This is a genomic window from Limnomicrobium aquaticum (assembly GCF_040545545.1).
Taxonomy (GTDB): domain Bacteria; phylum Pseudomonadota; class Alphaproteobacteria; order Rhizobiales; family Rhizobiaceae; genus Ensifer_A; species Ensifer_A aquaticum.
In genome coordinates, this window is record NZ_JBEPMB010000003.1 from 264,531 (window position 1) to 291,057 (window position 26,527).

Here is a 26,527-nt window from a genome sequence, read left to right on the forward strand (position 1 = left end):
GATGATTGTCCTATCTTCTTTCACGGCACATAAGGGCCGTTCAACGGCCTGCCGCGGGTTGCTGGGCAGCCTGCGCAGCACGAAGCGGAACATGCGTTTCGAGCCTGACGATCGTCCTGACAGTCATCAGCGCGAAAGCGAAAACGAGAAACAGTATGATGATCGAGTGTCTGTCTTCCATGGCCGTCTCCTTTGCCTGAGCCTATCTGGCTCCCAGCCGTTCAGCTTCCGCGCAGTTTCCATTGAGGTTTCGTGGAGGCGCAAAGAAGCCGTTGACCTTTGCGTTTGGGCAGCTTCTCTTGAGCCCACATTCAGGAGACGCAACAAGGAGGGCGGCATGGACAACGCACTCGTTCTGATCATTGAAGACGAGCCCGAGATTGCCGAAATTCTCGAAACCTATTTCATCCGCGAGGGTTTCCGGACCATCAGCGCCGCCGACGGCGTGATCGGCCTGGCGCACCACGCCACACTCAAGCCGGACCTCGTGATCCTTGACGTCAAGCTTCCCGGACAGGACGGCTACGAGGTTCTGGCCGCCATTCGCCGGCGCGGCGACACGCCTGTGATCATGGTTACGGCGCTCGCCGAAGATCTCGACAAGCTGCAGGCGCTGCGCATCGGGGCCGACGATTATGTCGTCAAGCCCTTCAATCCTGTGGAAGTCGTGGCGCGCGCCAAGGCCGTGCTGCGGAGAACTTACCGGCCAAGGGCCGGAAACGTGATCCGCGTTGGCTCGCTCTCGATCGATCCGGAAGCGCATTCCGCGCAGGTGGACTCCGAAAGGGGGACCGTGCCGCTGGAACTGACCAGAACCGAATTCCGGCTCCTCAGCCACATGGCCGGCGCACCCAACCGGGTTTTCGAGCGCTCGGAACTGGTGGATGCCTGTTTGCCGGAGGGCGATGCGCTGAACCGCACGGTCGACAGCCATCTCTCCAACCTCCGGCGCAAGCTTTCTGCCGCCGGTGCCGAAGGTCTGCTGACCGGGGTCAGAGGTGTCGGCTACAAGGTGGCCGTACCTCATGGCTAAGCCGCTCAACACCCATATGCTGGTCAGCATGATCGGGCTGACGCTGCTGGCCTTTGCCGTCATGTATGGCGGCATCACGCTCTTCTACTTCATCATCTACCCCGCCATGTACCCGGACGCCGCCTATGACGAGAAATGGCAGCTGGTTGATTTCGTCGTGCTGGGCCTGATCCTTGCCACCGGGATCGTGGCGGCGTCATTCGTCGGCTGGCGGCTGGCGCGCAATATTGCAAAGCCGCTCCACTCCGTCGCTGCCGCCGCCCGCGCCATCGCGGCGGGTGATTTTTCGGCGCGTGCGGACAACGTGCGCTGGAGCTTCGGGGAGGCAAGCGACCTTCTAGCCGACTTCAATTCCATGGCGGAACGTCTGGAAAAGACCGAAGCGGAGCTGAAATACGCCAATTCGGCGATTGCCCACGAGTTGCGAACACCGTTGACGATCCTGCGCGGACGCCTGCAGGGACTGCTCGACGGCGCGTTCCAGCCGACACCGGAGCTTTACATACGTTTGATCGACCATGTCGACGACCTGTCGAGCATAGTGGAAGAGCTTCGGACGCTCGCCATGGCAAATGCCGGCAAACTGGAACTTGATGTCGAAACGTCCGACCTGTCGGCCGATGCCGAGGCTGTGCTGGCCTCGGTCAGTCACGATCTTTCTTCTGCTGCCATTACCACCCGGACAGTCCTGCGGCCGGCAGCGGCGCGCGTCGACCGGGCGAAGCTCCGCCAGGCCCTGCATGCGCTCTTGCAGAACTGCATCCGCTATGCGCCCGGTTCCACGGTTCGCGTGGAAACCGGCGTCAGGGAAGAGGTTGCCTTTCTGCGCGTCTCGGACAATGGCCCCGGACTTTCGGCGGAAGGCCGCGCACGGGCCTTCGAGCGTTTCTGGCGCGCCGACGGCTCGCGGACCCGAGCCCGCGGGGGCTCCGGCCTCGGTTTGTCGATCGTCCGCAGCATCGCACGCGCCCATGGCGGAGAGGCGGACATCATAGAAATTCAAGAAGCAGGTCTTGGGGTGGAAATTCGGCTTCCGATCATCAAGTCGTAAGGCCAATCCGCATCGACAGCGCCGCTATCGGCAATCCTTTCCCTTCATTATCATCATCAGCTCTTCAAGCCGCCGCTTGTGGGGGAACCAGCATCAAGAGCGATGCAGCAGCCATATCGAAGCCGCTCTGCGTCACCTGGCAGAGGTGCCGTGTCCGAAGCCAAAGGTCGGGAGGAGAGGCCTTTCCGCGATACCCGTTTCGGCAATCTTGCTTCCTGACGCTGAAGGTGGAAATTAATACAGATCCAACTTCAATTCAGGACTACCTTAATGCTCACCTCCGATGATCTCGCCTTTTTCTCGGTCCTTGCCGGCTCCCGCTCGCTGGCGGAGAGTGCGCGCAAGCTCAATGTCACGCCGCCAGCCGTTACGCAGCGGCTGCGCGCGCTTGAGGAAAAGGTGGGCGTCAGGTTGATCGACAGAACCGGCAAAAGCCTGTTCCTCACCGAAGAAGGCTCGCTGGTCGCCTCGCACGGCGCGCTCGTCAACAATGCCATCGACCAGCTGGCGGAGGCTTTGGCCGACCGCCGGGGTATCGTACGGGGACATTTGAGGATTGCCGCCCCGCACGGATTTGGCAGGCAATATGTCGCCCCCGTCGTGGAGACCTTTGCACGGGAGAACCGAAGTGCGCTCGCCACGCTGGAATTGTCCGATCACCCTTCGGCAATGCTCATGGAGAGCTTCGAGGTGATCATTCACATCGGGGCGCGCGCACATCTCGACCAGGTGGTCACAACGCTGGCGCCGAACCGGCGAATCCTCTGCGCCAGTCCGCACTATCTCGCGTCCGCCGCGCCCATCTCCGAACCTCAAGACCTTGTCAGGCATCGCTGCCTCGCCGTCCGCGAGAATGACGAGGACGTGACGCTTTGGCGTCTCACCGGGCCACGGAAAGAGAGCGCGACGGTGCGGATCAATCCGGTCATGTCGAGCAATGACGGGTCGGTCATCCGGGACTGGGCGCTGGCGGGCCAGGGCGTGATGATGCGCTCGGAATGGAGCGTGGCGCAGGACCTCGCCGCCGGCCGATTGCGGGAAGTGCTGCCCGACTGGCAGCTTCCATCAGCCGACATCGTGGCCATGCTGGGCTCGAGACACGGACGAAGCGCCCGCTCCACCGCATTCCTGAAACTTCTGCGTCAATCGCTCAAGCCGCCGCCGTGGCGTAGCGGCGGCATGGCGTCGGATGTTCAATAACCGAGGATCGACTTCGTCTCCAGATATTCCTCAAGTCCATGGACGCCGTATTCGCGGCCATTGCCTGACTGCTTGTAGCCGCCGAAGGCGGCCGCGCCGTTCCAGGCCGGATAGTTGATATGGACCTGACCGGCGCGGATGCGGCTCGCGACGCGTCTCGCCCGGTCAATGTCGGCCGACTGCACATGTGCGCCGAGCCCGTAGACCGTGTCGTTTGCAATGGCGATGGCCTCTTCCTCATCCCGGTAAGGCATGATCACGAGGACAGGGCCGAAGATTTCCTCCCGCGCGATCCGCATGTCGGTCGTGACCTCGGAAAAGACCGTCGGCTGGACGAAGAGGCCGCTCTCTATCCCGTCGGGCCGGCCGAGACCACCGGCCACAAGCTTCGCGCCGCCGTCGATGCCGGCGCGGATCATGGACTGGACGCGATCGAACTGGGCGCGGTTGGCGATCGGTCCCATCGTGGTTGCGGCATCACGCGGATCGCCGACCACCATGGCATGGACGGTGTTGCGCGCCAGCGCCTCCACCTCGGCGAGCCGATGCGCGGGCACCAGCATCCGCGTCGGCGCGCTGCAGGACTGGCCGGCATTGCGCATGCCCGCCTGCAGACCCTTCGGGACCGCGACTTCGAAATCGGCATCGTCGAGCAATATGTTCGGCGACTTGCCACCCAGTTCCTGAACCACGCGCTTGATGGTGGGCGCCGCGGCTTGGGCGACCAGCACGCCGGCGCGGGTCGAGCCGGTGATGGAGATCATGTCGACATCCGGATGGCTGGACAGAGCCGCACCCACGGCCTCGCCTGTACCAGTCACCAGATTGAACACGCCCGGCGGCGTGCCGGCATCATGCATCAGCTCGGCAAACAGGAGCGCGCTGTAAGGCGACAGCTCGCTGGGCTTCAGGACGATCGTGCAGCCGGCGGCAATCGCCGGCGCCACCTTGGCGGTGATCTGGTAAAGCGGCCAGTTCCACGGGGTGATGAGCGCGCAGACACCTATGGCCTCCTTCGCGGTCGCCAGGCCTTCCTTCACCGACAGGAACGGATAGGTCTGAAGCGTCTCCATCTGGACTCGGATGTGTTCGGCGCCGAAGAAGACCTGCGACGAGCGCGCGAAGCTGATCGGCGTTCCCATTTCGCTCACCATGGCCTGAGCGAACTGCTCTGCGCGCTCCATGACGAGCGCATGCATGCGCTTCAGCAACGCCACCCGCTCCGAAACCGGGGATTGGGCAAAGGCCGGGAAGGCCGCACGTGCGGCGGCGACAGCAAGATCGACATGACGGGCGTTGCCGGCCGCGACATGGCCTGTGACCTGTTCGGACGCCGGATCGACGACCGGCAACAGGTTCACATCGGCGAAAGACTGCCACTCGCCGTTGATGTAAAACTGGTTCTCTCGTTTCATCGCTGCGCTTTCTGCTTGGTCCTGCCCGCCACATTTCGTGCGCTGCGAGCAGGATGACTGAAGGGGTAAGAGATCGGCAATCGATCTCGCCTGAATGCCCGGTTTAGGCGGAGCTTAACAACTATGGCCGAACATGCGGGCCGGCCGATCGGCCGGGCATGATCAGCCGAGCGTCTGGCTGATGAGTGCGTAGGTCACCGGCGCATGCGCCTCGTCCGATACGAAGTCCGCAAGCCGCTTGCCACGCGACATGGTCAGCACCGTATCGAAGACGGCCAGCCCGCTGCGCACAACGAAGAGCGCAAAGTCACCGGTCTCGAAATGCGTGTCGAGGCGCAGAAAGCGGCCCTGATGATCGCGGATATGCGGCGAGACGACCGCAATCGCATCCTCATCGTCCGCGGCCACCACCGGGCCGACAACGTGGCCGCGCCCGAAACGACGACAGAGCGCGAAGGCCTTCAGAACGCCATCCCGGAAAAGGCCGTAGCCGCGCGAATGCGCCATCACCTTTTCGATGACGCCTGCCCGTGCGACGCCGAACGCGGCCGCGTCCAGCGCTATCACTGCCGCGAGATCATCATCACCCAGCATCCGGAGGTCGCCGGAAATGGTCTGCTCGCCGGGTGCATTAGTGACGATGCCCTGGCACTGATAGACCTTCTTTTCCGGCACGAAGTCGAGGGACAGGTAAAGCCTCTGGGCAGCCCGCGTGGCATTGAGGCGCAGGTCGACGCCCTCAAGGTCCTGCAGCGCATATTCCATCAGCCAGAGGCCGGTGCCCTGCGTCTGCAGGCGCGGCGAGGTGATCACCATGCCGATCGTCGCAAGATCGGGCGACTGGCGGAACCACATGGCCGAACTCATGATACGGCCGATGTCGTCGGTGGCAACGACGCCCTTGCCGACATCACGCAGGAACTGCCAGTCCTCTGCGCGATGCGGCCAGCCGACCGAAATCGACAGCGCATGAAGCTGCCCGAGGTCAGCCCCCGCCACATCGCCGATCTGCATCTCGAAGGCGTCAATCTGATTTCTTTCGCCGGGCTTCAGGATCGCACCCACACGCATATCCTCGATCAATTTGCCATTATCCGGCACCTCGAGGATCCGGACAGGTCTTCAAGCATAAGCGCACCGTTCCGCAGATTTTGCTCGAAATCTGCAGCGCTGCGCAACTTTTCACCGAAACGGCCCCGCGTTCGGCATCCCATCCTGCGCAAACACGGCATGCTTGATAGCCGGCGAACCAATACGGCCGGACGCCAAACCGGGGAAATCATGAACGCGACTGACATTCTGGAAAAGCTGGTCTCCTTTGATAGCGTCGTGGGCACGCCGAACGCCGCGATCGTCGAATGGATTGTCGCCTATCTCGACCGGCACGGCGTCGGCGCAAAGGTTCTGCCCGGCCCTGAAGGCGACCGCAGCAATCTCTTCGCGACGATCGGGCCGGCAGATGTGCCGGGCTATATCGTCTCCGGCCACATGGATGTCGTGCCGGCCGATGGAAGCGAATGGACATCCTCGCCCTTCACGCTCCGCCGCGATGGCGAGAAGCTGTTCGGGCGGGGCACGACCGACATGAAGGGCTATCTCGCCGCAGCACTTGCCGCCGTGCCGCAGCTGGTGAAAGCAGGCCTGAAGCGCCCCATCCACCTCGCCTTTTCCTACGACGAGGAAGCAGGCTGCAGGGGCGTGCCGCATCTCATCGCCCGGCTGCCGGAACTCTGCGCCCCGCCGCTCGGGGCATTTATCGGCGAGCCGAGCAACATGCACGCCGTACTGGCCCACAAGGGCAAGGCAGCAGCGCGGGTCACCGTACGCGGCCGTGCCGGCCATTCCTCGCGGCCCGATCTCGGGCTGAACGCCATCCATGCCATGGCAAAAGTCCTCGATGTCGTCGTCGCGGAGGCCGCGCGCCTCATGCAAGGACCCTTCGATGCCGCCTTCGAGCCTGCCTATTCCACGCTGCAGGCGGGCGTGATGGCCGGTGGCAAGGCGATCAACATTGTCCCGGACCTGTGCATCCTGGAGCTTGAAGCTCGCGCGATTGCGGGAATTGCCCCGCGCGACCTGCTCGCATCAATCCGGGCAACTGCCGAAGCACTGCAAGCTGACGGTTTCATCGTCGCGTGGGAGGAGTTGAGCGCCTATCCGGCACTGGCCCTGTCGCCGCAAAGCCCGCTCGCTCACCTCGTGACGGAGCTGACGGGCGAGGCACCGCTGGGCGCGGTCAGCTACGGCACCGAAGCCGGGCTCTATCAGGCCGCCGGCATCGATGCGGTCATCTGCGGTCCCGGCGATATCGGCCGGGCGCACAAGCCGGATGAATTCATCCTCGAAAGCGAACTTGCCGCCTGCCAGCGCTTCATTGAAGCACTTGGCGGTCGCTGTGCCGCGTGACGGAGAAGGCTTCATGACCTTTCTCTTCAACTCCGATGCCGCGCGTGGGGCGATCTTCGCGGACGCGTTTGCTCAGGCTTTGCCCAACATTCCGTTCAGCATGGATGCGAGGGGCATCGATCCGAACGAGGTTCGCTACCTCATCACCTGGACCGCGCCAAAGGACCTCGCCCGCTATCGCAATCTCGAAATTCTCTTTTCGATCGGGGCGGGCGTCGATCAGCTCGATCTGGCCGTGATTCCGGCCCATGTGAAGGTCGTGCGCATGGTCGAGGACGGGATCGTGCGGATGATGCAGGAATATGTGCTGCTGGCGGCGCTCGCCCTCCATCGCAACCTGCCCGCCTATCTCGAAAGCCAGCGAAAGCGGCGTTGGGCGCCCCTGCCGCAGGCGCAGGCCACCGACCGGCGCATCGGCATACTCGGCCTCGGCATGCTGGCGCAGGCTGTTCTCGAACGCCTCAAGCCGCTCGGCTTCCCGCTCGCAGCCTGGAGCCGCAGTCCGCGCAGCCTCGACAGCGTGACCTGCCACCACGGAGCAACCGGGCTTGGCACCATGCTCGCCGAAACGGACATTCTCGTCTGCCTTTTGCCGCTGACTCCGGAGACCCGCGGCTTCCTCGATGCCGACCTTTTTGCGATGCTGCCGAAGGGGGCGCAGCTGATCCATGTCGGGCGCGGCCCCCAGCTGGATGATGCGGCGCTGCTCGCAGCACTCGACCGCGACCATCTGAGTGGTGCGATGATCGACGTCACCGATCCCCAACCGCTGCCGGAGGATCATCCCTTCTGGCTGCACCCGAAGATCATCCTCACCCCGCATGTCGCCAGCGTCACTCAGCCAGCGAGTGCGGCGCGTGCCGTCATCGAAAACATCCGGCTTCATCTGGCCGGCCACGAACCCATCGGACTTGTCGATCGGGCGCGCGGTTACTGAACGCAAGACACCCCTCGTGAAAGGAAACACCATGTCTCTTCTGAAGACCCTTGACCCGAACCCGACTTTCGCCCCGCGTGAATCCGGTCCGCTGCCGGAACGGCTGATTGCCGGTTCACCCGCCTTCAAGACCTGGGCGATGGATGAGGCCAAGGACGGCCTTGTGCTGTCGGGCGTCTGGGAAGCAACGCCAGGCGAGACAAAATCGATCAAGGGCGAGGTCTTCGAGTTCTGCCACATCCTCTCGGGCGTCGTCGAAATCACCCCTACGGGCGGCGAACCGGTCATCTACAAGGCCGGCGACAGCTTTGTCATGAAGCCCGGCTTTGTCGGCGTCTGGAAGACGATCGAGACCGTGCGCAAGATCTATGTTGTCGTGAACTGACGATTGTGGCCCGCCTCACCGTTCCGGCCAATCAAATGAACAGCCACGTTCTCTTCCCCTTCTGAGAAAGTATCCGCCATGAAGACCCACAGGGTAGCATTGATCCCCGGCGACGGGATCGGCCGCGACGTTGTCGACGCCGCCTGGAGCGTGTTGCAGGCTCTCGCAGCGCGCTCCGGCTTCGCGCTGTCCGGCACGGAATTCCCCTGGTCCTGCGCCTTCTACAAGGAAACCGGCCGAATGATGCCGGAGGACGGGATCGAGACGCTGCGCGCCTTCGACGCCATTCTTCTCGGCGCGGTCGGCTGGCCGGCGGAAGTGCCGGATTCGGTCTCGCTGCACGGGCTGCTTCTGCCCATCCGCAAGGCCTTCGTGCAATATGCCAATATCAGGCCGCACCGGCTTCTGCCGGGTGTGCAAGGTCCATTGAAGGCCGAAGGCTTCGACATTCTCTGCATCCGCGAGAATACCGAAGGCGAATATTCGGGCGCCGGCGGGCGTGTCCATCAGGGGCTAGACAACGAAGTCGCCGTCGAAACCTCGATCTTCACCCGCAAGGGCGTCGAGCGCATCATCCGCTTCGGCTTCGAGCAGGCACGTAGCCGGCGCGGCAAGCTTGCCTCCGTCACCAAGTCGAATGCGCAGAAATATTCCATGGTCTTTTGGGACGAGATCACGAAGCAGCTTGCCGCCGAATACCCGGATGTCGCGGTCACGAGCTATCACGTCGATGCGCTCGCCGCGCGCATGGTCATGGCTCCGGACAGCCTCGACGTCATCGTCGCCTCCAACCTTTTCGGCGATATCCTGACCGATCTCGGCGCGGCGATCCAGGGCGGGCTCGGTTTTGCAGCCTCCGCCAACATCAACCCCGACCGCTCCGCCCCGTCCATGTTCGAGCCCGTCCACGGCTCGGCGCCGGACATTGCAGGCAAAGGCATCGCCAACCCCATGGCCGCCATCTGGTCCGGCGCGATGATGCTGGATCATCTCGGGGAAAAGGACGCCGCCGCCCGCGTGATGGCAGCCGTTTCCGCCGTCACCGCCAAGGGCATCGGCACAGTTCCGGGCAAGGATTCGACCGACGCCATCACCGCTGCGGTCATCGCCGCGCTCACCACCGAATAAGGACAGACCCATGCTGAACCTCAAGGACCAGAGCCTCCTCCGCAAGGCCGGCCTCATCAATGGTGAATGGATCGCCGCCCGTTCCGGCAAGACCGTCGATGTCATTGACCCTGCAACCCAAGACGCCATCGGCACCGTTCCCGACATGGGCGGTGAAGAGACCCGCGCCGCCATCGTCGCGGCAGAGGCCGCCTTCAGGGTCTGGAAGGCGAAGACCAATGCCGAGCGCGCCGTGATCATCGAAAAATGGTTCGATCTGATGATCGAAAACCTCGAGGATCTGGCGCTGATCCTGACATCGGAACAGGGCAAGCCGCTGGACGAGGCGCGCGGCGAAATCCGCTATGGCGCCTCCTTCGTGAAATGGTTCGCCGAGGAAGCCCGCCGCATCAACGGCCACACCATCCCTGCCCCCGCGCGCGACCGGCGTATTATCGTGCTCAAGGAGCCCGTCGGCGTCTGCGGCATCATCACGCCGTGGAACTTCCCCAATGCGATGATCACCCGCAAGGTGGCGCCGGCGCTGGCCGCCGGCTGCACGGTCGTCATCAAGCCCTCCGAATTCACCCCCTATTCGGCGCTGGCGCTGGGCGTTCTGGCCGAACGCGCCGGCATTCCAGCGGGCGTCATCAACATCGTCACCGGCATGCCGACGGAAATCGGCAACGAGCTGATGGCCAACGAGACGGTTCGCAAGATCTCCTTCACCGGCTCGACCCGCGTCGGCTCGCTGCTGATGCGCGGGGCTGCCGATAGCGTCAAGCGGCTCAGCCTGGAACTCGGCGGCAATGCGCCCTTCATCGTCTTCGACGACGCCGATCTCGATCTGGCGATTGAAGGTGCGCTCGCCTCCAAGTTCCGCAATGGCGGCCAGACCTGTGTCTGCGCCAACCGCATCCTTGTCCAGTCTGGCGTCTACGATGCCTTCGCCGCCAAGCTGAAGGCCCGCGTCGATGCCATGAAGGTGGGTCCGGGCACCGAGGCCGGCGTCTCCATCGGCCCGATGATCAACGCCGCCGCCATCGACAAGATCGAACGCCATGTGGCGGACGCGCTGTCCAAGGGCGCGAAGATCATCACCGAAACACCCGCCATGCCGAACGGCGCGCAATATACCGCGCCCATGGTGCTAACGGGTGCCACCACCGACATGCAGCTCGCCACGGAGGAAACCTTCGGGCCCGTCGCGCCCCTCTTCCGCTTCGAGACGGAAGAAGAGGCCATCGCCATTGCCAACGGCACGCCCTTCGGCCTCGCTTCCTATTTCTACACCGAGAACATGAAACGCGCCTGGCGCGTCGGCGAAGCGCTGGAGTTCGGCATGGTGGCGCTCAACACCGGCCTCATCTCCATGGAAGTCGCTCCCTTCGGCGGCGTCAAGCAATCCGGCCTCGGCCGCGAGGGCGCGCAGATGGGAATCGAGGAATATCTGGAAACGAAGAGCTTCCACATGGGTGGATTGATCTGAGGATGGAGGGTGCGGTCATGAGGGAAAGCAAACGGATCGTGATCGGACGGTTCCCGTTCCCATTCACCGTCAGGTGATCGCCTACAGACCCGTCTCCCGCTATCTCTGACACATAGAAAATTCCTTGAGTTTCGGGCGGAACCATCCGGCCGGGGTCCGCGTTTCATGGCTTGTGTCGATCTTTGCGCTCGACACAAGCGAGATGAAACCGGAACGGTGCCGCGCATTTCAGATAGCGCGCGCTTCGCTCCGAGCAGGGGGCAAGACTTGAATCAACCTGTTGTGTCTTCGGACGGCAAGGACGTTCCGAAGTTGACGCCGGAAGAGATGGAGAAGGCGCGCAAAGCCTTCTTGCTCCTGCGTTTTTTGAAAAGTGCGCGCGGCTATTGGGGCCCGTCGGGGGAAAAGGTTGCGTGGCTTTGCACCCTGGCTCTTCTGCTTTTGATCGTTGCCAACCTCGCCTTCCAGTACGGGTTCAACGTCTGGAACCGCCGGCTTTTCGACGCCATCGAGCAGCGCAACTCCTCTACGGTGCTGTTTCTCGCGGAGGTCTTTCCGATCCTGGTGATCGGCAGCGTCGGGCTCGTGACGGCGCAGGTCTATGCGCGCATGCTGATCCAGCGCCGGTGGCGTTCGTGGCTCACCAAAGAGCTCATCGCCCGCTGGCTCGCGCATGGCCGCTATTATCAGCTGAACCTGATCGATGGCGACCACAAGAACCCGGAGGCGCGCATCTCGGAGGACTTGCGGATCGCCACGGAAGCCCCGGTCGACTTTGTCTCCGGCGTGCTTGTCGCCTTCCTCTCGGCCTCGACCTTCATCGTGGTCCTCTGGTCGATCGGAGGTGCGTTGACACTGCCGTTCGGCGGCTCGACGATTGTCATTCCCGGCTTCCTGGTCATCGCCGCCGTCCTCTATGCCGTCATCACCTCGACCTCGATTGCGGTGATCGGGCGAAATTTCGTGCAGGTGTCGGAGGTCAAGAACCAGACGGAGGCAGAGTTCCGCTACACCCTGACCCGTGTGCGCGAGAATGGCGAAAGCATCGCGCTTCTGGGCGGTGAACAGGAAGAGCGCAGTGAACTGGACCGGACCTTCGGCAACGTCCGTCGGCAATGGCGGCTCCTGTCGCACCAGTACATGCGCACCACGCTGGTCTCCCATACGTCCATGCTGGTGGCAGGTGTCGTGCCCGTGCTGCTCTGCGCACCGAAGTTTCTGGCCGGCGAGATGACGCTGGGCGAAGTCATGCAGGCGGCCTCTGCCTTCACGATCGTTCAGGGTGCATTCGGCTGGCTGGTCGATAACTATCCGCGTCTCGCTGACTGGAATGCCTGCGCCAGGCGCGTGGCCTCGCTCATGACGTCACTGGACGAACTGGAGCGCGCCGAGGAAAACGACACGATCGGCCGCATCCAGCGCGGAGAGGTGAAGCAGGGCTCGATCCTCAGCCTGCATGATCTCTCCGTGACGCTCGGCGACGGCCGCGCGGTGGTGAAGGAAACACAGGTCGAGATCGAGCCCGGCGAGCGCGTTCTCGTGGCAGGTGAATCCGGCTCCGGCAAGAGCACGCTGGTTCGCGCCATTTCAGGTCTCTGGCCCTGGGGCGACGGCACGGTCAGCTTCCGCGAGGGCAGCCGGCTGTTCATGCTTCCGCAGCGTCCCTATATCCCCTCCGGCACGCTGCGGCGGGCGATCGCCTATCCGAGAGGCGGCGACTGGTGGACGGCCAGTGATCTGGCAACAGCGCTTGAGAAAGTGGGGCTCGGGCAGCTCAAGGAGAAGATCGATCAGGAGGCGCCATGGGATCACATCCTCTCCGGCGGCGAAAAGCAGCGCGTCTCGTTCGCCCGCCTGCTTCTCCACGACGCCGACATCGTCGTGCTCGACGAGGCAACCTCCGCATTGGATGAGAAAACGCAGGACGCGATGATGGAGATGCTTCTTCGCGAACTGCCTTCAGCCACGATCCTCAGCGTCGGCCACCGGGCGGAACTGGAGGAGTTCCACAGCCGGAAAATCACGCTGGAACGGCAAGATGGCGGCGCGCGGCTCGTCAGCGACGTGTACCTCGCGCAGTACGGCCGCCGGAAGAATGTCATCTCCCGCCTTCTGAAACGCAGCAGGACGGCGTCTGATTGAGTGTTCCCGGCCGCTCAATTGCCGGCTTTGACTGGAAAATTTGCCGACGCACCCAGCTCATCACGGGTGCGTCGGAATGTTGATTTTAGCGGCGTCTTTCCGCCTTGACTCGGTTGCTCCGTTTCGAGCAAGTACGGCACGGACGTAGCTGGGGCCATCTTCCCGAGCCTGTCGGCCTTGATCGCGCGACAGGACCAGGGGACGCAGCATTTGGGGACTTCGATTGTACGAGGGGGCTACGACGGACATGCAGGCAGTCACCATGCCGAACATCAATCTGGGAAAGCTCTTCGATGAGGCGCCCACTCCCTTTGTTCTCCTGGACAGCGCATTCAACATCGTTGGCATGAACCAAGCCTATCTGGCCGCCACGATGCGCGAACGCGGAGAGATCATCGGACGCAATGTCTTCGACGCGTTCCCGAGCGAGCCTGGCTCCGTGCCGGAGGAGATGCTCAGACGGTCGCTCACCACCGTTATCCAGACGGGCGAGATGGACCATCTGGCCCTGATCCCCTACCCCATCGCCGGGCGGGACGGATCGATAGAGGAGCGGTTCTGGAGTGCGACGCATACACCGATCCGCGGCGAAGATGGTGCGCTCTACATTCTGCAGAACACGATGGATGTGACGGAGCTGCAGCGGCTGCGGCATCGCGCGGATGGCCGCGACATCGCCGTGGAGAAAGCGATCATGGAGCGCGCCGGGAAGGTCGCGGGGCAGAACCTGCTGCTTTCCAAGGAGCGCGAATATCTGCGTACGCTCTTTTCGCAGGCGCCCAGCTTCATGGCCGTCCTGCGCGGACCAACCCACATCTTTGATCTCGCCAACGATGCCTATCTCGAAATTGTCGGGCGCAGGGACATCATTGGCAAAGCGCTGGAAGACGCCCTGCCGGAAATCACCGGTCAGGGCTTCATCGACATTCTGGATCGGGTTTTCGAGACGGGCGAGCCTTTCGTGGCGGATGGCGCGCGCGTCCTGCTCAACCGAGGACCCGGAGGCGCCGGCGAAATCCGCTTCCTGAATTTCGTCTACCAGCCCATCATGTCGAACAGGAAGGTCGATGGCATCTTTGTCCAGGGCTACGATGTCACGGAGCAGAAACAGGCGCAGGCGCGGCTGGAGGATCTGACCAGCACGCTCGAGGAACGGGTGGAGGCGCGCACGCAGGAACTCGCGCGCGTCCAGGACATGCTGCGCCAGTCGCAGAAAATGGATGCGATCGGCAATCTCGCCGGCGGCATCGCCCACGACTTCAACAATCTCCTGCAGGTGATCCAGGGAAGCCTGCAACTCCTCGGCAAACGGCTGACGGACGAGAAGTCGTTGCGGCTGCTCGATAACGCCATGATGGCAACGACGCGCGGCGCGAAACTGTCTTCACAGCTTCTCGCCTTCGGGCGAAGACAACCGCTGGAACCCAGGGTCATCAATCTCGGCAGGCTTGTGCGCGATCTCGACGATCTGCTGCGGCGGAGTATCGGCGAAGGGATCGAGATCGAGACGATCGTGTCGGGTGGGCTTTGGAACACGCTTGCCGACTCGACGAATGTCGAAACCGCGCTCCTGAACCTCGCCATCAATGCCCGTGACGCGATGGCAGGTCACGGCAAGCTGACGATCGAGCTGGGCAACGCCTATCTCGACGACGAATACACGCGAAAGGTTTTCGGAGTTAAGCCGGGTCAATATGTCATGCTCGCCGTGACCGATACGGGGACGGGCATCCCACCGGATATCCTGGAGAAGGTGTTCGATCCCTTCTTCACGACGAAGGCCGAGGGCAAGGGAACGGGGCTTGGCCTTTCCATGGTCTATGGCTTCGTCAAACAGTCCGGCGGACACGTCAATATCTATTCGGAGCCAGGCAAGGGCACGACGGTCAGGATCTATCTGCCGCGGGCAAAGGCTGCCGAAGATGAGCTGCCGGCTCCATCCACGGCAATCGTCGGCGGCAACGAGACAATCCTGGTCGTCGAGGATGATGAAGCGGTTCGCGAGACCGCCGCAGAACTTTTGCGCGAGCTTGGCTATCAGGTACTGCTGGCCCGCGACGGCCAGAGCGGCGTGGCCATCGTCGAAAGCGGCATTCGTTTCGATCTGCTGTTTACGGACGTCGTGATGCCGGGGCCGGTCAAAAGCACGGCGCTCGCCCAGATCGTTCAGAAAAATCGGCCGAACGCCGCAGTTCTGTTCAATTCGGGCTATACCGAAAATTCGATCGTCCACGACGGCAAGCTGGACACTGGCGTCAACTTCCTCGGCAAGCCCTATACGCGCGAACAGCTCGCGCGAAAGGTGCGCCAGGTGCTTGATGAAAAGCGGGCGATCGCGCCGCCCAAAGCCGACCCGCACGGCAAGACCTTGCTCTGCGAGGACGAGCCGCTCATCCGCGTCTTCGTGTCGGACATGCTCGCCGATCTCGGCCATTCCGTGGTTGAAACGGGCACTGTCGCACAGTGCATGGCGGCCCTGACCCCGGAGATCAGCCTCCTGATCTGCGATCTGCACCTACCGGATGGAAGCGGGCTCGATCTGGCCGAACAAGCCCGCAAGCAGTTCCCCGACTTGCCCATCATTTTCGCGACCGGCGGCAATATAGAGGCGCCGCTCCCCGGAAGTGCGATCCTGCGCAAGCCCTATGACGAGAAGGATCTTGCCAGCGCCATAGACCAGCTCGGTCGGGATGACCGGAAAAAGCCACGAGGGTAACGGCAGCTTGCCGTGCAGTGGAAGCCTCACTGAAACCTGTCGAGCATCTTGTAGTACTGCCCCACGAGCGGCAGGAACCAGGGCTTGCCGAAATGACCGGGAACTGCGGGCCAGGGGTAGTTCTGCATGGGATTGCGATCCGCTCTTCCGAGAATGGCGTCGGCCACCATCATGCCGAGATGGGTGGAGAGCTGCGCGCCGTGGCCTGAATAGCCCATGGCGTACCAGAGCCCGTCATGGAAGCCGGCGCGGGGGTAGCGGTCGGCGGTCATATCGACCAACCCACCCCAGCAATAGTCGATATCGATGCCCTTCAGTTGCGGGAAGATGCGCTCCATGCTCTGGCGCAGGATCGCGCCACTCTTCTCGTCCGAGCGCTGGTCCGAGGTCGCCGAAAAGCGGGCGCGGCCGCCGAAGATCAGACGGTTGTCGGGTGCCAGCCGCCAGTAATTGCCGATATTCATCGTGTTGACGCAGGTGCGGTTGCCGGGCATCACGGCATGAACTTCGCCGTCCGTCAGCGGGCGCGTGGCGATCAGGAAGCTGCCGACCGCGATGATGCGGCGGCGGAACCAGGTGAAGTTCTTCGTCGTATAGGCGCCCGTCGCCATGATGACATTGGCAGCGGTAACGGTGCCGCGCGAGGTTTCCAGCGTATGCGTCCCGTTGACCTCGCGATGCCCGGTGACGGTCGTGCCTTCGAAGATGGTCGCACCGTGGCGGGCAGCGGCCTGAGCCAGACCGACGACATAGCGGCCCATATGCATCATGGCGCTCTTCTTCGACAACATCGCGCCGTGGAAAGGCGAGCCCACTTCGCCCATCAGTTGCTCAGGCGACAGGAGTGCCGTGTCAGGATCGCATTCCTTGTTAAGCGCCTCGAAATTGCGGGCAATCGCCTCGAAGTGCTTCGGCTTGGAGGCAAGCTTCAGCTTGCCGGAGCGGCGGAAATTGCAGTCTATGCCTTCTTCTGCAATCAGCGCCTCGATGGTGTCGATGGACGAGTCCAGCGCATGGTAGAGCGCGATGGCGCGCTCCTTGCCAAGCTCGGCCTTGGCGCCGAGATAGCTATGCGCCAGGCCGTTGTTCAGATGTCCGCCATTGCGGCCCGACGCGCCGAAGCCGACGCGCTCCGCCTCCAGCACGACGACCTTCGCCCCCGCTCGTGCAAGCTGCCTTGCGGCGGCGAGCCCCGTAAAGCCCGCGCCGATCACGGCAACATCATAGTGCCCGCCGACCACGCCTTGAGCCGCGCTGGCAAAGGCGGGTGCCGTGTCATGCCAATAGGAGACGAATTTCATCGCATCAGGATCCTGATCAGAGACCTACCACACCCGGCAGGCCGGAGATGTCGGCGATTTCGGTGTAGCCGTAATAGGGGTTGGCCGGCTCGTGGCCGCGATTGACCCAGACCTTGTTCTTGATACCGAGATCATGCGCAGACATCAGGTCGTAGCGGAAGGACGAAGAGACGTGCAGCATGTCTTCCGGGCCGCAACCAAGCATGTCGAACATGTATTCGAAGGCCTGGAAGCGCGGCTTGTAGGCCTGCGCCTGTTCGGCGGTATAGACCTTGTGGAAGGGCGCGCCTAGCTTTTCGACATTCGACATGATCTGCGCGTTCATGGCGTTGGAAAGGATGACGAGCGGAATTTCCTTCGCCACCTTGGCAAGCCCCGCCGGAACGTCGGCATGCGGGCCCCAGGTCGGCACGCGCTCATAGACCATCTTTGCGTCTTCGTCCTTGAACGTCACGCCATTGGCTTTGCAGGTGCGTGACAGCGAATTGTGCACGACTTCTGCATAGGGCTTCCAGGCGCCCATGATTTCATCAAGGCGGTAGGCGGAGAAGTTGCGGATGAACTTGTCCATGCCCGCCGCATCGAGACGGTCGCCATAAAGATCGCGGGCGGCCCCCGCCATGTCGAAATTGATCAGCGTGCCGTAGCAGTCGAAGGAGATGTATTTCGGGCGAAAGGGGGCCATGACGTTCTTCCTCTGGCTTTCATGTTTCGTTGGCCTGATCATAAGCCGGCTTGTCCCGCCTCGATTGCGCGAATTCACCCGTCCGGGAAGCACAAAGTGTTTAATCTGCCGTCCCGTTTGGCACACTATTGCATGGTTGGGCCGTGCTCACGCCCGAGCCAGCCCCTTTCAAATGCCGGTTTCGCAGGGGTCGCAGCATAAGATGCGGCGCTGCCCGCCCGCTTCGGCGAAAGATAGTGCACGGGCCTTGCCATTCAGATGAATAGCTTCCCCGTCCTCGCCGACACTTCAGGTCAGGAAAGGGAATGCCCATGCAGAACCAGATCGACATCGTTGCCTTCGAGCCGGAACACATTGACGGAGCCGTTGAGCTGTCGCGCGCCGAAAGCTGGCCGCATCGCCGCGAAGACTGGGCGATGGTGCAGCAACTCAGCGCAGGCGTTGCAGTGGTGGATGGCGACGGCCGCGTGACCGGCACGACATTCATGACACCGTTCGGCGATGATTACGCAACGATCAACATGGTGATCGTCGACAAGTCGATGCGGGGCCTCGGTGTTGGCCGCAAGCTGATGGAACGAGCCTTCGAACTCGCCGGCAAGAGGCCGCTACGCCTCATTGCCACGAAGGAAGGCCTGCCGCTTTACGAAAAGCTCGGCTTCGTCGCCACCGGGACAATCCGCCAGCATCAGGGTGCAGTTCGTGCGGTCGAACGTCCGGAAGGCGTAGAAGACATGCGCTCCGGCGATGTCGAGGCCGTGAAGGCGCTCGACCGCAAAGCCTATCATGCCGACCGCTCGGCGCTTCTCGATGCGCTACTGCAGCGCGGGCAGATCGCTGTGGTGCGCAAGGGCGATGCCATCGATGCCTGGGCAGCGATCCGGCCCTTCGGGCGCGGCGAGGTCATCGGCCCCGTCATCGCGCCGGATGCGAAGACCGCTTGCGCACTGGTTGCCTATCTCGCCTCATCCCGTGAGGGCTCTTTCCTGCGTGTCGATACGGGCAGCGAAACAGGCATTGCGCCCTGGCTTTCCGAACTTGGCCTGGCGCATGTCGGCGGTGGCGTGACCATGCGGCGTCCGCTGACCGAAAATGCCGGCGAGCCGAAACATAAAGTCTTTGCCCTTGTCAGCCAGGCCCTCGGCTGAAACACCTGGAGTTTGAGAATGCTCGCCAATTCCCTGATCGAACTCGATCGCGCCCACCTCATCCATCCCGTCGCCTCCTATCGCGGTCATGAGCGGCAGGGTGTGCGCGTGCTGAAATCCGCCTTTGGCGCAACCGTCACCGAGGCCAATGGACATCAACTGGTCGACGGCTTTGCCGGGCTCTGGTGTGTGAATGCCGGATACGGCCATGAAAGCATCATCGAGGCGGCCACGAAGCAGTTGCGCGAACTGCCCTACGCGACCGGCTATTTCGACCTCGGCTCCGAGCCGGCGATCCGGCTGGCGGCAGAACTCGCCGAACGGGCGCCGGGCGATCTCAACCGCGTCTATTTCACGCTCGGCGGCTCGGATGCGGTGGATTCCACCATCCGCTTCGTACGCTACTATTGGAACGCCAAGGGCCACCCGCAGCGCGATCAGTTCATCTCGATCCAGCAGGGCTATCATGGCTCGACCACGGTCGGCGCCGGGCTCACCGCACTTCCGGCCTTCCATGCCGGCTTCGGCCTGCCGTTCGACTGGCAGCACAAGATCCCCTCGCCCTATCCCTACCGCAACCCCGTGGGCGAAGACGATGCGGCGATCACGGCCGCCTCGCTTGCCAGCCTGAAGGCCAAGATCGAGGAGATCGGCGCGGATCGCGTGGCAGCATTTTATGCCGAACCGATCCAAGGGTCGGGCGGCGTCATCGTCCCGCCAAAAGGCTGGATCAAGGCCATGCGCGAGCTCTGCACGAGCTACGGCATCCTCTTCATCGCCGACGAAGTCATCACCGGCTTCGGCCGCACCGGTCCGCTCTTTGCCTCATCCGACGAAGGCATCGTGCCAGACATGATGACGGTCGCCAAGGGGCTGACCTCCGGCTATGTGCCGATGGGCGCGGTCTTCATGGCCGATCATGTCTATGACGTGATTGCCGATGGCGCGGGCGAGACGGCCGTCGGCCACGGCTTTACTTATTCTGCCCATCCGGTCAGCGCCGCCGTCGCGCTGGAAGTCCTGAAGCTTTACGAAGGCGGCCTGCTGGAAAACGGTGTCAAGGCCGGAGCCCGGCTCCTGGCAGGACTTCAAAGTCTGAGCAACCACCCGCTTGTCGGCGAGATCCGCGGGCGCGGCATGCTTTACGGCGTGGAGCTGGTGACGGACAAGGCGAAGAAGACGCCGCTTCCGGCAGCAGCCCAGCCGGCGCGCCGCATTTTCGACCGCGCCTGGGACAATGGTCTCGTCATCCGCGCCTTCCCGCAAGGGGTGCTGGGTTATGCCCCGCCGCTCTGCTGCACGGATGCCGATATCGACGCCATTGTCGAACGGACCCGCCAAACGCTCGACCAAACGCTGGAAGACCCGGATATCCGGGCGGCGCTGACCTGAACCGCAGAAACCGACTGCGGCGGCATTTCGCCGAAATATCGCCGCAGGAAGCAAGTTCGCAATTTTATGCTGCCGTCCCGGACCAAATCGAACGATACGCCCCGGCGGACATGACAGACTGATAAACATCAAGCCCGAGAGCAAACCGGCCTCTGGCAAATGGAATAGGCAGAAAGCGCCCACGCCGGTCACCCGGCGCATCAACGGGAGAAGGCGCAAAACACGGGACGCCGCGAGCAATATTCACCGGGGCCGAAAGTCCGCACAAGACGGACATCACCCAATCAAAGCAAAGAAGGGGAATGACATGACCGACAAGATTACCAACTGGACGAAATCGGACGACACCCGCGTCGAGGATGCCATCCGTCGCGGCGCGACCCGCCGCGATCTTCTGAAGATGATGCTGGCAAGTGGCGTTGCGCTCTCCGCCGGCGGCGCCGTCTTCGGCCGCGCCGAGCAAGCGGTTGCGGCGACGCCGGTTTCCGGCGGTCACATGAAGGCCGCGGGCATTTCCTCTTCCAACGCCGACACGCTCGACCCGGCCAAGGCCTCGCTGGGCACCGACTATTCGCGCTGCTGTTCGCTCTACAACCGCCTGACCTTCATTGACGTGACGGGCGTTCCACAGATGGAACTCGCCGAAAAGCTCGAAACCAAGGATGCCAAGACCTGGACCGTGACCCTGCGCAAGGGCGTGACCTTCCATGATGGCAAGACCCTGACGTCAGCCGACGTCGTGTTCGCCTTGAAGCGCCATCTCGATCCCGCCGTCGGTTCGAAGGTCGCCAAGATCGCCGCCCAGATGACGGAGATCAAGGCGATCGACCCCAACACGGTCGAAATCGTCCTGAAGGCCGCCAATGCCGACCTTCCGTACATTCTGGCGCTGCATCACTTCATGATCGTGCAGGATGGCACAACCGACTTCTCCAAGGGCATCGGCACCGGCGCCTTCGTTCTGGAAACCTTCCAGCCCGGCGTTCGATCCATCGTCAAGAAGAACACGAATTACTGGAAGCCGAACCTCCCGCATCTCGACTCCTTCGAGTTCTTTGCCATTCCCGATGCGACGGCCCGCGTCAACGCACTGCTGGCCGGTGACATTCAATTCTGCTCCTCCGTAGATCCCCGTGCGGCCAAGCTGGTTGATGGCCAGAAAGACTTCCGGCTTTCGCGGTCGACGGTCGGCAGCTATACGAACCTCAACATTCGCCTCGACATGAACAAGCCCGACTTCGTGACGGGCATGAAGCATCTGATCGACCGCGAACAGATCGTTGCCGCAGCACTCCGTGGCTTCGGCGACGTCGGCAACGACCAGCCGATCTCCAAGGCCAATGTCTTCCACAACAAGGACCTGAAGCCGAAAGCATTCGATCCCGACAAGGCAAAGCATTACTTCCAGAAGGCCGGTGTTCTCGGCCAGTCGATCCCCGTCGTCGCCTCGGAGGCGGCCGACTTCTCCATCGACATGGCCATGATCATCCAGGCCTCGGGTGCCGATATCGGCCTCAAGCTCGATATCCAGCGCGTGCCTTCGGATGGCTACTGGGACAAGTATTGGCTCAAGGCACCGATCCATTTCGGCAATATCAATCCGCGGCCGACACCGGACATCTACTTCTCGCTTCTCTATTCGTCCGATGCTCCTTGGAACGAAAGCCAGTTCAAGTCGCCGAAGTTCGACTCGATGATGCTGGAAGCCCGCGGCATGCTCGACGACGCCAAGCGCCACGAGATCTACAACGAGATGCAGACCATGATCTCCGAAGAAGCCGGCACCATCATCCCGGCCTACACGACCAATGCCGACGGCGTTTCCGCCAAGGTCAAGGGGCTTGAGGTCAACCCGCTCGGTGGCATGATGGGTTACGCCATGGCAGAATATGTCTGGCTGGAAGCCTGATCGGGCCCAATGGACATGAAAACGTTCGGAGGGCTTGAGGCCCTCCAGGACCAACTTTCATTCATGCGGCATGCGAAGGCCGGCAAGCGGCCTTCGCATGTACCGGGTGGCAGCGGCCAGCTCCGCTTATGGAGTGCGGTCGGGCACGCTCCGTCGAACAAGACCGCAGCTTATTTCGGCTCGGCATGCTTTAATCCAAAAATCCAAAACGTGGTTTGGCTGTCGTTCCTCGACTATGCGGCTGGAGAGATCTCATGAACGCTGAAATCGCAAGCATGATCGGAAAGCGGCTGTTCCTCAGCGTGATCACCCTCCTCATCGTTTCTTTCGCGGTCTTCTTCGCAACCAACATGCTGCCGGGGGACACAGCGGCCATTCTGCTCGGCCAGGCCGCAACACCGGAAGCGGTTGCGGGGCTTCGTCATGCCATGCATCTGGACGAACCGGCAATGTTGCGGTTTCTGCGTTGGCTGGCAGGAGTTCTGACCGGCGATTTCGGCACGTCCTATGCCAATAACATGCCCATCGCACAGTTGATCGGATATCGGTTCGTCAACACAATGGAACTCGCCGGCATCACGGCCCTGGTGGCAGTTCCGCTCGCCTTGACGCTTGGCATCACCGCCGCCGTCCTGCGCGGCTCGGTGTATGACCGCATCGTCACGGTGCTGACCATCGGCGTGATCTCGGTTCCCGAATTCGTTGTCGCCTCCACGGCCGTGCTGATCTTCGCGGTCTATCTGAAATGGCTGCCTGCCATTTCCTTCGTCAATGAGGTTCATTCGATCTACGATCTGCTGCGCATGTATGCGATGCCGGTCGTGACGCTGACCTTCGTCGTCTCCGCCCAAATCATCCGCATGACCCGTGCCGCCGTGATCGAGACGCTGTCGACCCCTTATGTCGAGATGGCGCTGCTGAAGGGCGCCTCGCGCAGCCGGATCGTGCTGAGGCACGCGCTGCCCAATTCGCTCGGGCCCATCGTCAATGCGCTGGCACTCTCGCTCTCCTATCTCATCGGGGGGGTGATCATCATCGAGACGATCTTTAACTATCCCGGCATCGCCAAGCTCATGGTCGATGCGGTCGCCACGCGCGACCTCCCGTTGATCCAGACCTGCGCGCTGATCTTCTGCCTCGGCTACCTGATCCTGATCACCATTGCCGATATCATCGCCATCCTGTCCAATCCGAGGCTCCGCTGATGACGCAAAGCGCCCTGTCGCCCACCCGCTCCGGCTATTTCGGCTACACGTTCAGCCCCGTCGGCATGGTCGCCTTTGTGGTGATTCTCTTCTGGGCCATCGTCGCCATTCTGGCGCCGCATATCGCGCCCTATCCGATCGGCAAGATCATCGACATGGACTATTTCGGTCCGATCAGTTCGAAGCTCTGGCTGGGTTCGGATTATCTTGGGCGCGATATGCTCTCGCGCATCATTCTCGGCGCCCGCTACACGCTGGGCATTGCGCTAGCCGGCGTTCTCGTCGCCTCCGGCAGCGGGGTCATCCTTGGCATGGCGGCAGCCGTCATCGGCGGCTGGTTCGATACCGTGCTCAGCCGGTTCATGGATGCGATGATCTCCATTCCGAGCAAGCTTTTCGGTCTGGTCGTCGTGGCCGCCGTCGGCTCGTCGCTGCCCGCCCTGATCATGACGCTCGCGGTCATCTACATTCCGGGCTCCTATCGCTTCGCCCGTGCGCTGGCGGTGAACGTCAACACGATGGACTTCATCACGGTGGCCCGCATTCGCGGCGAAAACACCTTTTATCTGGCTGCGTCGGAGATATTGCCCAATATCATCCGGCCGGTTCTGGCCGATTTCGGGCTGCGCTTCGTGTTCATCGTGCTGCTTCTATCGGGCCTCTCCTTCCTCGGGCTCGGCGTACAGCCGCCGCTCGCCGACTGGGGTGCACTGGTGCATGAAAACATTCAGGGCCTGTCCTTTGGCTCGGCGGCGGTCATTGCGCCCTCGATTGCCATTGCCAGTCTCACGATCAGCGTCAACCTGCTGATCGACAACCTGCCCCGCAAGATCCGCGACCGGAGCGCCTGATATGAGCAAGCTTGTCGAAATCAAGAACCTGCATGTCGAGGCGACCACGGATTCCGGCCGGCGCATCGAGATCATCAAGGGCGTCGATATCGAGATCGCCAGGGGCGAGATCGTCGCGCTAATCGGCGAAAGCGGCTCGGGCAAGACGACGATTGCGCTGACGCTGATGGGCCATACCCGCCCCGGCTGCCGCATCGCGGGCGGCGCCATTCTGGTCGATGGCAAGGACATGGCAAAGCTTTCAGAGCGCGAGCGCTCGGCCCTGCGCGGTACGGATGTCGCCTATGTGCCGCAAAGTGCCGCCGCCGCCTTCAACCCGTCGCAGACAATCATGGACCAGGTCATCGAAGTGACACGTATCCACGGCCTGATGACACCGGATAAGGCGCGCGAGCGCGCCATCGAACTCTTCAGGGCCCTGTCGCTTCCCTCTCCCGAAACGATTGGCGGGCGCTATCCGCATCAAGTTTCGGGCGGCCAGTTGCAGCGGCTTGCCGCCGCCATGGCGCTGATCGGCGATCCCAAGCTCGTCATCTTCGATGAGCCGACCACGGCACTTGATGTGACGACCCAGATCGACGTGCTGAAAGCCTTCAAGTCGGTGATGAAGGCCGGCGGCATTGCCGGCGTCTATGTCTCGCACGACCTCGCCGTCGTCGCCCAGATCGCCGATCGCATCGTCGTGCTCAAGGGCGGCGAGGTCCAGGAAGAGGGCACGACGGAAACAATCCTCTCGACACCCAAACACGCTTATACGCAGGAACTTCTGGCCGCCTTCGAGCCGAAGGAAACACAATTTGCCGGCAAACGAACCGACAAGGCAGCTCCACTTCTCGAAATCGAGAACGTGATCGCCGGCTATGGCCCCATCCAGTCCGACGGACTGCCCTTCATGACGGCCGTGCGCTCGGTAAGCCTTTCGGTCGAGAAGGGCCGCAACCTCGGCATTATTGGGGAATCCGGTTGCGGGAAATCGACGCTCGCGCGCACCATTGCCGGCATCCTGCCTGCGAGTGCCGGCAATATCATCTTCGACGGCAAGGAAGTCGACCACAACGCGCGACGTCGTTCCCGCGAGGCGCTGCGCGAGATGCAGATCGTCTTCCAATATGCCGATACGGCGCTCAACCCGGCCAAGCCCATCGAGGACATTCTCGGCCGGCCCTTGAGTTTCTATCACGGCCTGTCGGGCAAGGCACGGGCGGCCCGCGTCGAAGAACTCCTCGACATGGTGCAACTGCCAAAGGCGCTGCGCTATCGCCACCCGTCCGAGCTTTCCGGCGGGCAGAAGCAGCGCATCAACTTTGCACGCGCTCTGGCCGCCAACCCGAAGCTGATCATCTGCGACGAGATCACCTCAGCGCTCGACACCGTGGTCGCTGCTGCCATCATCGAACTGCTGAAGGAATTGCAGCGCGAACTCGACCTCTCCTACATCTTCATCAGTCACGACCTTTCGGTGGTCGAGGCGATCTGCGACGAGATCGTGGTCATGTATCGCGGCGAAAAAGTTGAACACCTGACGCGCGAGGACGTGAAGACGCCAGCCCATCCCTATTCGAAACTGCTCTTCTCCTCCGTGCCGAAACTCGACCCGACCTGGCTCGACAATCTGGTGCTGGAGCCGGAGTTGCTGCGGCAGTATGGCGGGGCTTGAGCTTCGCCCTACACCGGAAACAAACTCGTCAGCGGCAGGTGCGACTTCACGATCGGCGATTTCAGCACGACGAAGCTGAAATATTTGTCGATGCCGATATCCATGTCGGTCAGGCGCTCCATGATCGTCTGGTATTCGCCGATACCGGCGGTGACGAATTTCACGAGATAATCGTAACCGCCGGAGACGAGATGGCACTCGATCACCTGGTCGATCTTGTCGACCACGGCCAGGAAGCGGGCGAAATCGACCTGACGATGGTTCTTCAGCGTGATCTCGGTAAAGACGGTCAACGTCTGGCCGAGCTTGCCGAGATTGATCTGCGCCGAATAGCCCTCGATATAGCCTTCGGCCTGCAGGCGCTTGACGCGCATCAGGCAAGGGCTAGGCGACAGATGCACGAGATCGGCCAGTTCCACATTGGTGATGCGGCCGTTCTTCTGCAGCTCGTAGAGGATCTTGATATCCGTCCGATCGAGTTTCATCATGCGCCTGCCG

Annotated in this window: 23 protein-coding genes; 17 read left to right on the forward strand and 6 right to left on the reverse strand. The window is 62.3% G+C overall.

The window, feature by feature from the left end; genetic code table 11:
- Positions 1 to 40: 40 nt before the first annotated feature.
- Complete coding sequence (locus tag ABID16_RS12895; protein WP_354556756.1) at positions 41 to 181, reverse strand: hypothetical protein; 141 nt, start codon at positions 179 to 181, stop codon at positions 41 to 43.
- A 156-nt stretch (positions 182 to 337) separates the two neighbouring features.
- Here ABID16_RS12895 and ABID16_RS12900 point away from each other — a divergent pair, with 156 nt between their 5' ends.
- The 3 genes from ABID16_RS12900 to ABID16_RS12910 all read left to right on the forward strand — a co-directional run bounded on the left by ABID16_RS12900 (position 338) and on the right by ABID16_RS12910 (position 3,284).
- On the forward strand, positions 338 to 1,033 hold the full coding sequence (locus tag ABID16_RS12900; RefSeq protein WP_354556757.1) for a response regulator: 696 nt from the start codon (positions 338 to 340) through the stop codon (positions 1,031 to 1,033).
- On the forward strand, positions 1,026 to 2,084 hold the full coding sequence (locus ABID16_RS12905; RefSeq protein ID WP_354556758.1) for an ATP-binding protein: 1,059 nt from the start codon (positions 1,026 to 1,028) through the stop codon (positions 2,082 to 2,084). The genes ABID16_RS12900 and ABID16_RS12905 overlap by 8 nt, the downstream gene beginning before the upstream one ends.
- Positions 2,085 to 2,354: 270 nt before the next feature.
- Complete coding sequence (locus ABID16_RS12910) at positions 2,355 to 3,284, forward strand: LysR family transcriptional regulator (protein ID WP_354556759.1); 930 nt, start codon at positions 2,355 to 2,357, stop codon at positions 3,282 to 3,284.
- Here the strand turns inward: ABID16_RS12910 and ABID16_RS12915 are convergent.
- Both ABID16_RS12915 and ABID16_RS12920 read right to left on the reverse strand, forming a co-directional pair.
- Positions 3,278 to 4,699, reverse strand: a complete 1,422-nt coding sequence (locus ABID16_RS12915; RefSeq protein ID WP_354556760.1) for an aldehyde dehydrogenase family protein — start codon at positions 4,697 to 4,699, stop codon at positions 3,278 to 3,280. The two genes, ABID16_RS12910 and ABID16_RS12915, sit on opposite strands and share 7 nt — an antisense overlap.
- Before the next feature lie 162 nt (positions 4,700 to 4,861).
- Positions 4,862 to 5,770: a GNAT family N-acetyltransferase gene (locus ABID16_RS12920; protein WP_354556882.1), complete on the reverse strand. Its 909-nt coding sequence runs from the start codon at positions 5,768 to 5,770 to the stop codon at positions 4,862 to 4,864.
- 210 nt (positions 5,771 to 5,980) lie between these two features.
- On the opposite strand from ABID16_RS12920, the gene argE reads away from it, so the two are divergent.
- The 7 genes from argE (at position 5,981) to ABID16_RS12955 (ending at position 15,881) form a co-directional block, all read left to right on the forward strand.
- Entirely contained in the window at positions 5,981 to 7,105 is a 1,125-nt protein-coding gene (gene argE, locus ABID16_RS12925; protein WP_354556761.1) for an acetylornithine deacetylase, read from the forward strand.
- 13 nt (positions 7,106 to 7,118) lie between these two features.
- A complete protein-coding gene (locus ABID16_RS12930; RefSeq protein ID WP_354556762.1) occupies positions 7,119 to 8,042 on the forward strand; it encodes a 2-hydroxyacid dehydrogenase in 924 nt (307 codons plus the stop codon).
- Between the two features lie 31 nt (positions 8,043 to 8,073).
- A complete protein-coding gene (locus ABID16_RS12935) occupies positions 8,074 to 8,427 on the forward strand; it encodes a cupin domain-containing protein (RefSeq protein WP_354556763.1) in 354 nt (117 codons plus the stop codon).
- Between the two features lie 78 nt (positions 8,428 to 8,505).
- Positions 8,506 to 9,555 carry a tartrate dehydrogenase gene (locus tag ABID16_RS12940; RefSeq protein WP_354556764.1) on the forward strand — a complete coding sequence of 350 codons (1,050 nt, stop codon included), beginning with the start codon at positions 8,506 to 8,508 and terminating at the stop codon, positions 9,553 to 9,555.
- Between the two features lie 10 nt (positions 9,556 to 9,565).
- Positions 9,566 to 11,023, forward strand: a complete 1,458-nt coding sequence (locus ABID16_RS12945) for an NAD-dependent succinate-semialdehyde dehydrogenase (RefSeq protein ID WP_354556765.1) — start codon at positions 9,566 to 9,568, stop codon at positions 11,021 to 11,023.
- Between the two features lie 327 nt (positions 11,024 to 11,350).
- The gene (locus ABID16_RS12950) at positions 11,351 to 13,165 is read left to right on the forward strand and encodes an ABC transporter ATP-binding protein/permease (protein WP_354556883.1); all 1,815 of its coding nucleotides are present in this window, start codon (positions 11,351 to 11,353) and stop codon (positions 13,163 to 13,165) included.
- 247 nt (positions 13,166 to 13,412) lie between these two features.
- Positions 13,413 to 15,881, forward strand: a complete 2,469-nt coding sequence (locus ABID16_RS12955; RefSeq protein ID WP_354556766.1) for a response regulator — start codon at positions 13,413 to 13,415, stop codon at positions 15,879 to 15,881.
- A gap of 26 nt (positions 15,882 to 15,907) precedes the next feature.
- Here ABID16_RS12955 and ABID16_RS12960 read toward each other — a convergent pair whose 3' ends face one another.
- Together ABID16_RS12960 and ABID16_RS12965 are read right to left on the reverse strand one after the other, a co-directional pair.
- Positions 15,908 to 17,182, reverse strand: coding sequence for an NAD(P)/FAD-dependent oxidoreductase (locus tag ABID16_RS12960; RefSeq protein WP_354556767.1), 1,275 nt, complete (start codon positions 17,180 to 17,182; stop codon positions 15,908 to 15,910).
- Positions 17,183 to 17,198: 16 nt separating this feature from the next.
- Positions 17,199 to 17,867, reverse strand: coding sequence for a haloacid dehalogenase type II (locus ABID16_RS12965; RefSeq protein WP_354556768.1), 669 nt, complete (start codon positions 17,865 to 17,867; stop codon positions 17,199 to 17,201).
- A 305-nt stretch (positions 17,868 to 18,172) separates the two neighbouring features.
- Between ABID16_RS12965 and ABID16_RS12970 the strand changes: the two genes are divergently transcribed.
- From ABID16_RS12970 to ABID16_RS13000, 7 genes are all read left to right on the forward strand, one after another.
- Entirely contained in the window at positions 18,173 to 19,015 is an 843-nt protein-coding gene (locus tag ABID16_RS12970; RefSeq protein ID WP_435532415.1) for a GNAT family N-acetyltransferase, read from the forward strand.
- Positions 19,016 to 19,033: 18 nt separating this feature from the next.
- Positions 19,034 to 20,407: an aspartate aminotransferase family protein gene (locus tag ABID16_RS12975; protein ID WP_354556769.1), complete on the forward strand. Its 1,374-nt coding sequence runs from the start codon at positions 19,034 to 19,036 to the stop codon at positions 20,405 to 20,407.
- Between the two features lie 307 nt (positions 20,408 to 20,714).
- Complete coding sequence (locus tag ABID16_RS12980; RefSeq protein ID WP_354556770.1) at positions 20,715 to 22,316, forward strand: ABC transporter substrate-binding protein; 1,602 nt, start codon at positions 20,715 to 20,717, stop codon at positions 22,314 to 22,316.
- A 9-nt stretch (positions 22,317 to 22,325) separates the two neighbouring features.
- Positions 22,326 to 22,574 carry a hypothetical protein gene (locus ABID16_RS12985; RefSeq protein WP_354556771.1) on the forward strand — a complete coding sequence of 83 codons (249 nt, stop codon included), beginning with the start codon at positions 22,326 to 22,328 and terminating at the stop codon, positions 22,572 to 22,574.
- Positions 22,571 to 23,521, forward strand: coding sequence for an ABC transporter permease (locus tag ABID16_RS12990; RefSeq protein WP_354556772.1), 951 nt, complete (start codon positions 22,571 to 22,573; stop codon positions 23,519 to 23,521). Before ABID16_RS12985 ends, ABID16_RS12990 begins: the two co-directional genes overlap by 4 nt.
- Complete coding sequence (locus tag ABID16_RS12995) at positions 23,521 to 24,372, forward strand: ABC transporter permease (protein WP_354556773.1); 852 nt, start codon at positions 23,521 to 23,523, stop codon at positions 24,370 to 24,372. The genes ABID16_RS12990 and ABID16_RS12995 overlap by 1 nt, the downstream gene beginning before the upstream one ends.
- 1 nt (position 24,373) lies before the next feature.
- Positions 24,374 to 26,029 carry an ABC transporter ATP-binding protein gene (locus ABID16_RS13000; protein ID WP_354556774.1) on the forward strand — a complete coding sequence of 552 codons (1,656 nt, stop codon included), beginning with the start codon at positions 24,374 to 24,376 and terminating at the stop codon, positions 26,027 to 26,029.
- A gap of 8 nt (positions 26,030 to 26,037) precedes the next feature.
- On the opposite strand, the gene ABID16_RS13005 is transcribed toward ABID16_RS13000, so the two are convergent.
- Complete coding sequence (locus ABID16_RS13005; RefSeq protein WP_354556885.1) at positions 26,038 to 26,514, reverse strand: Lrp/AsnC family transcriptional regulator; 477 nt, start codon at positions 26,512 to 26,514, stop codon at positions 26,038 to 26,040.
- Positions 26,515 to 26,527 lie beyond the last annotated feature (13 nt).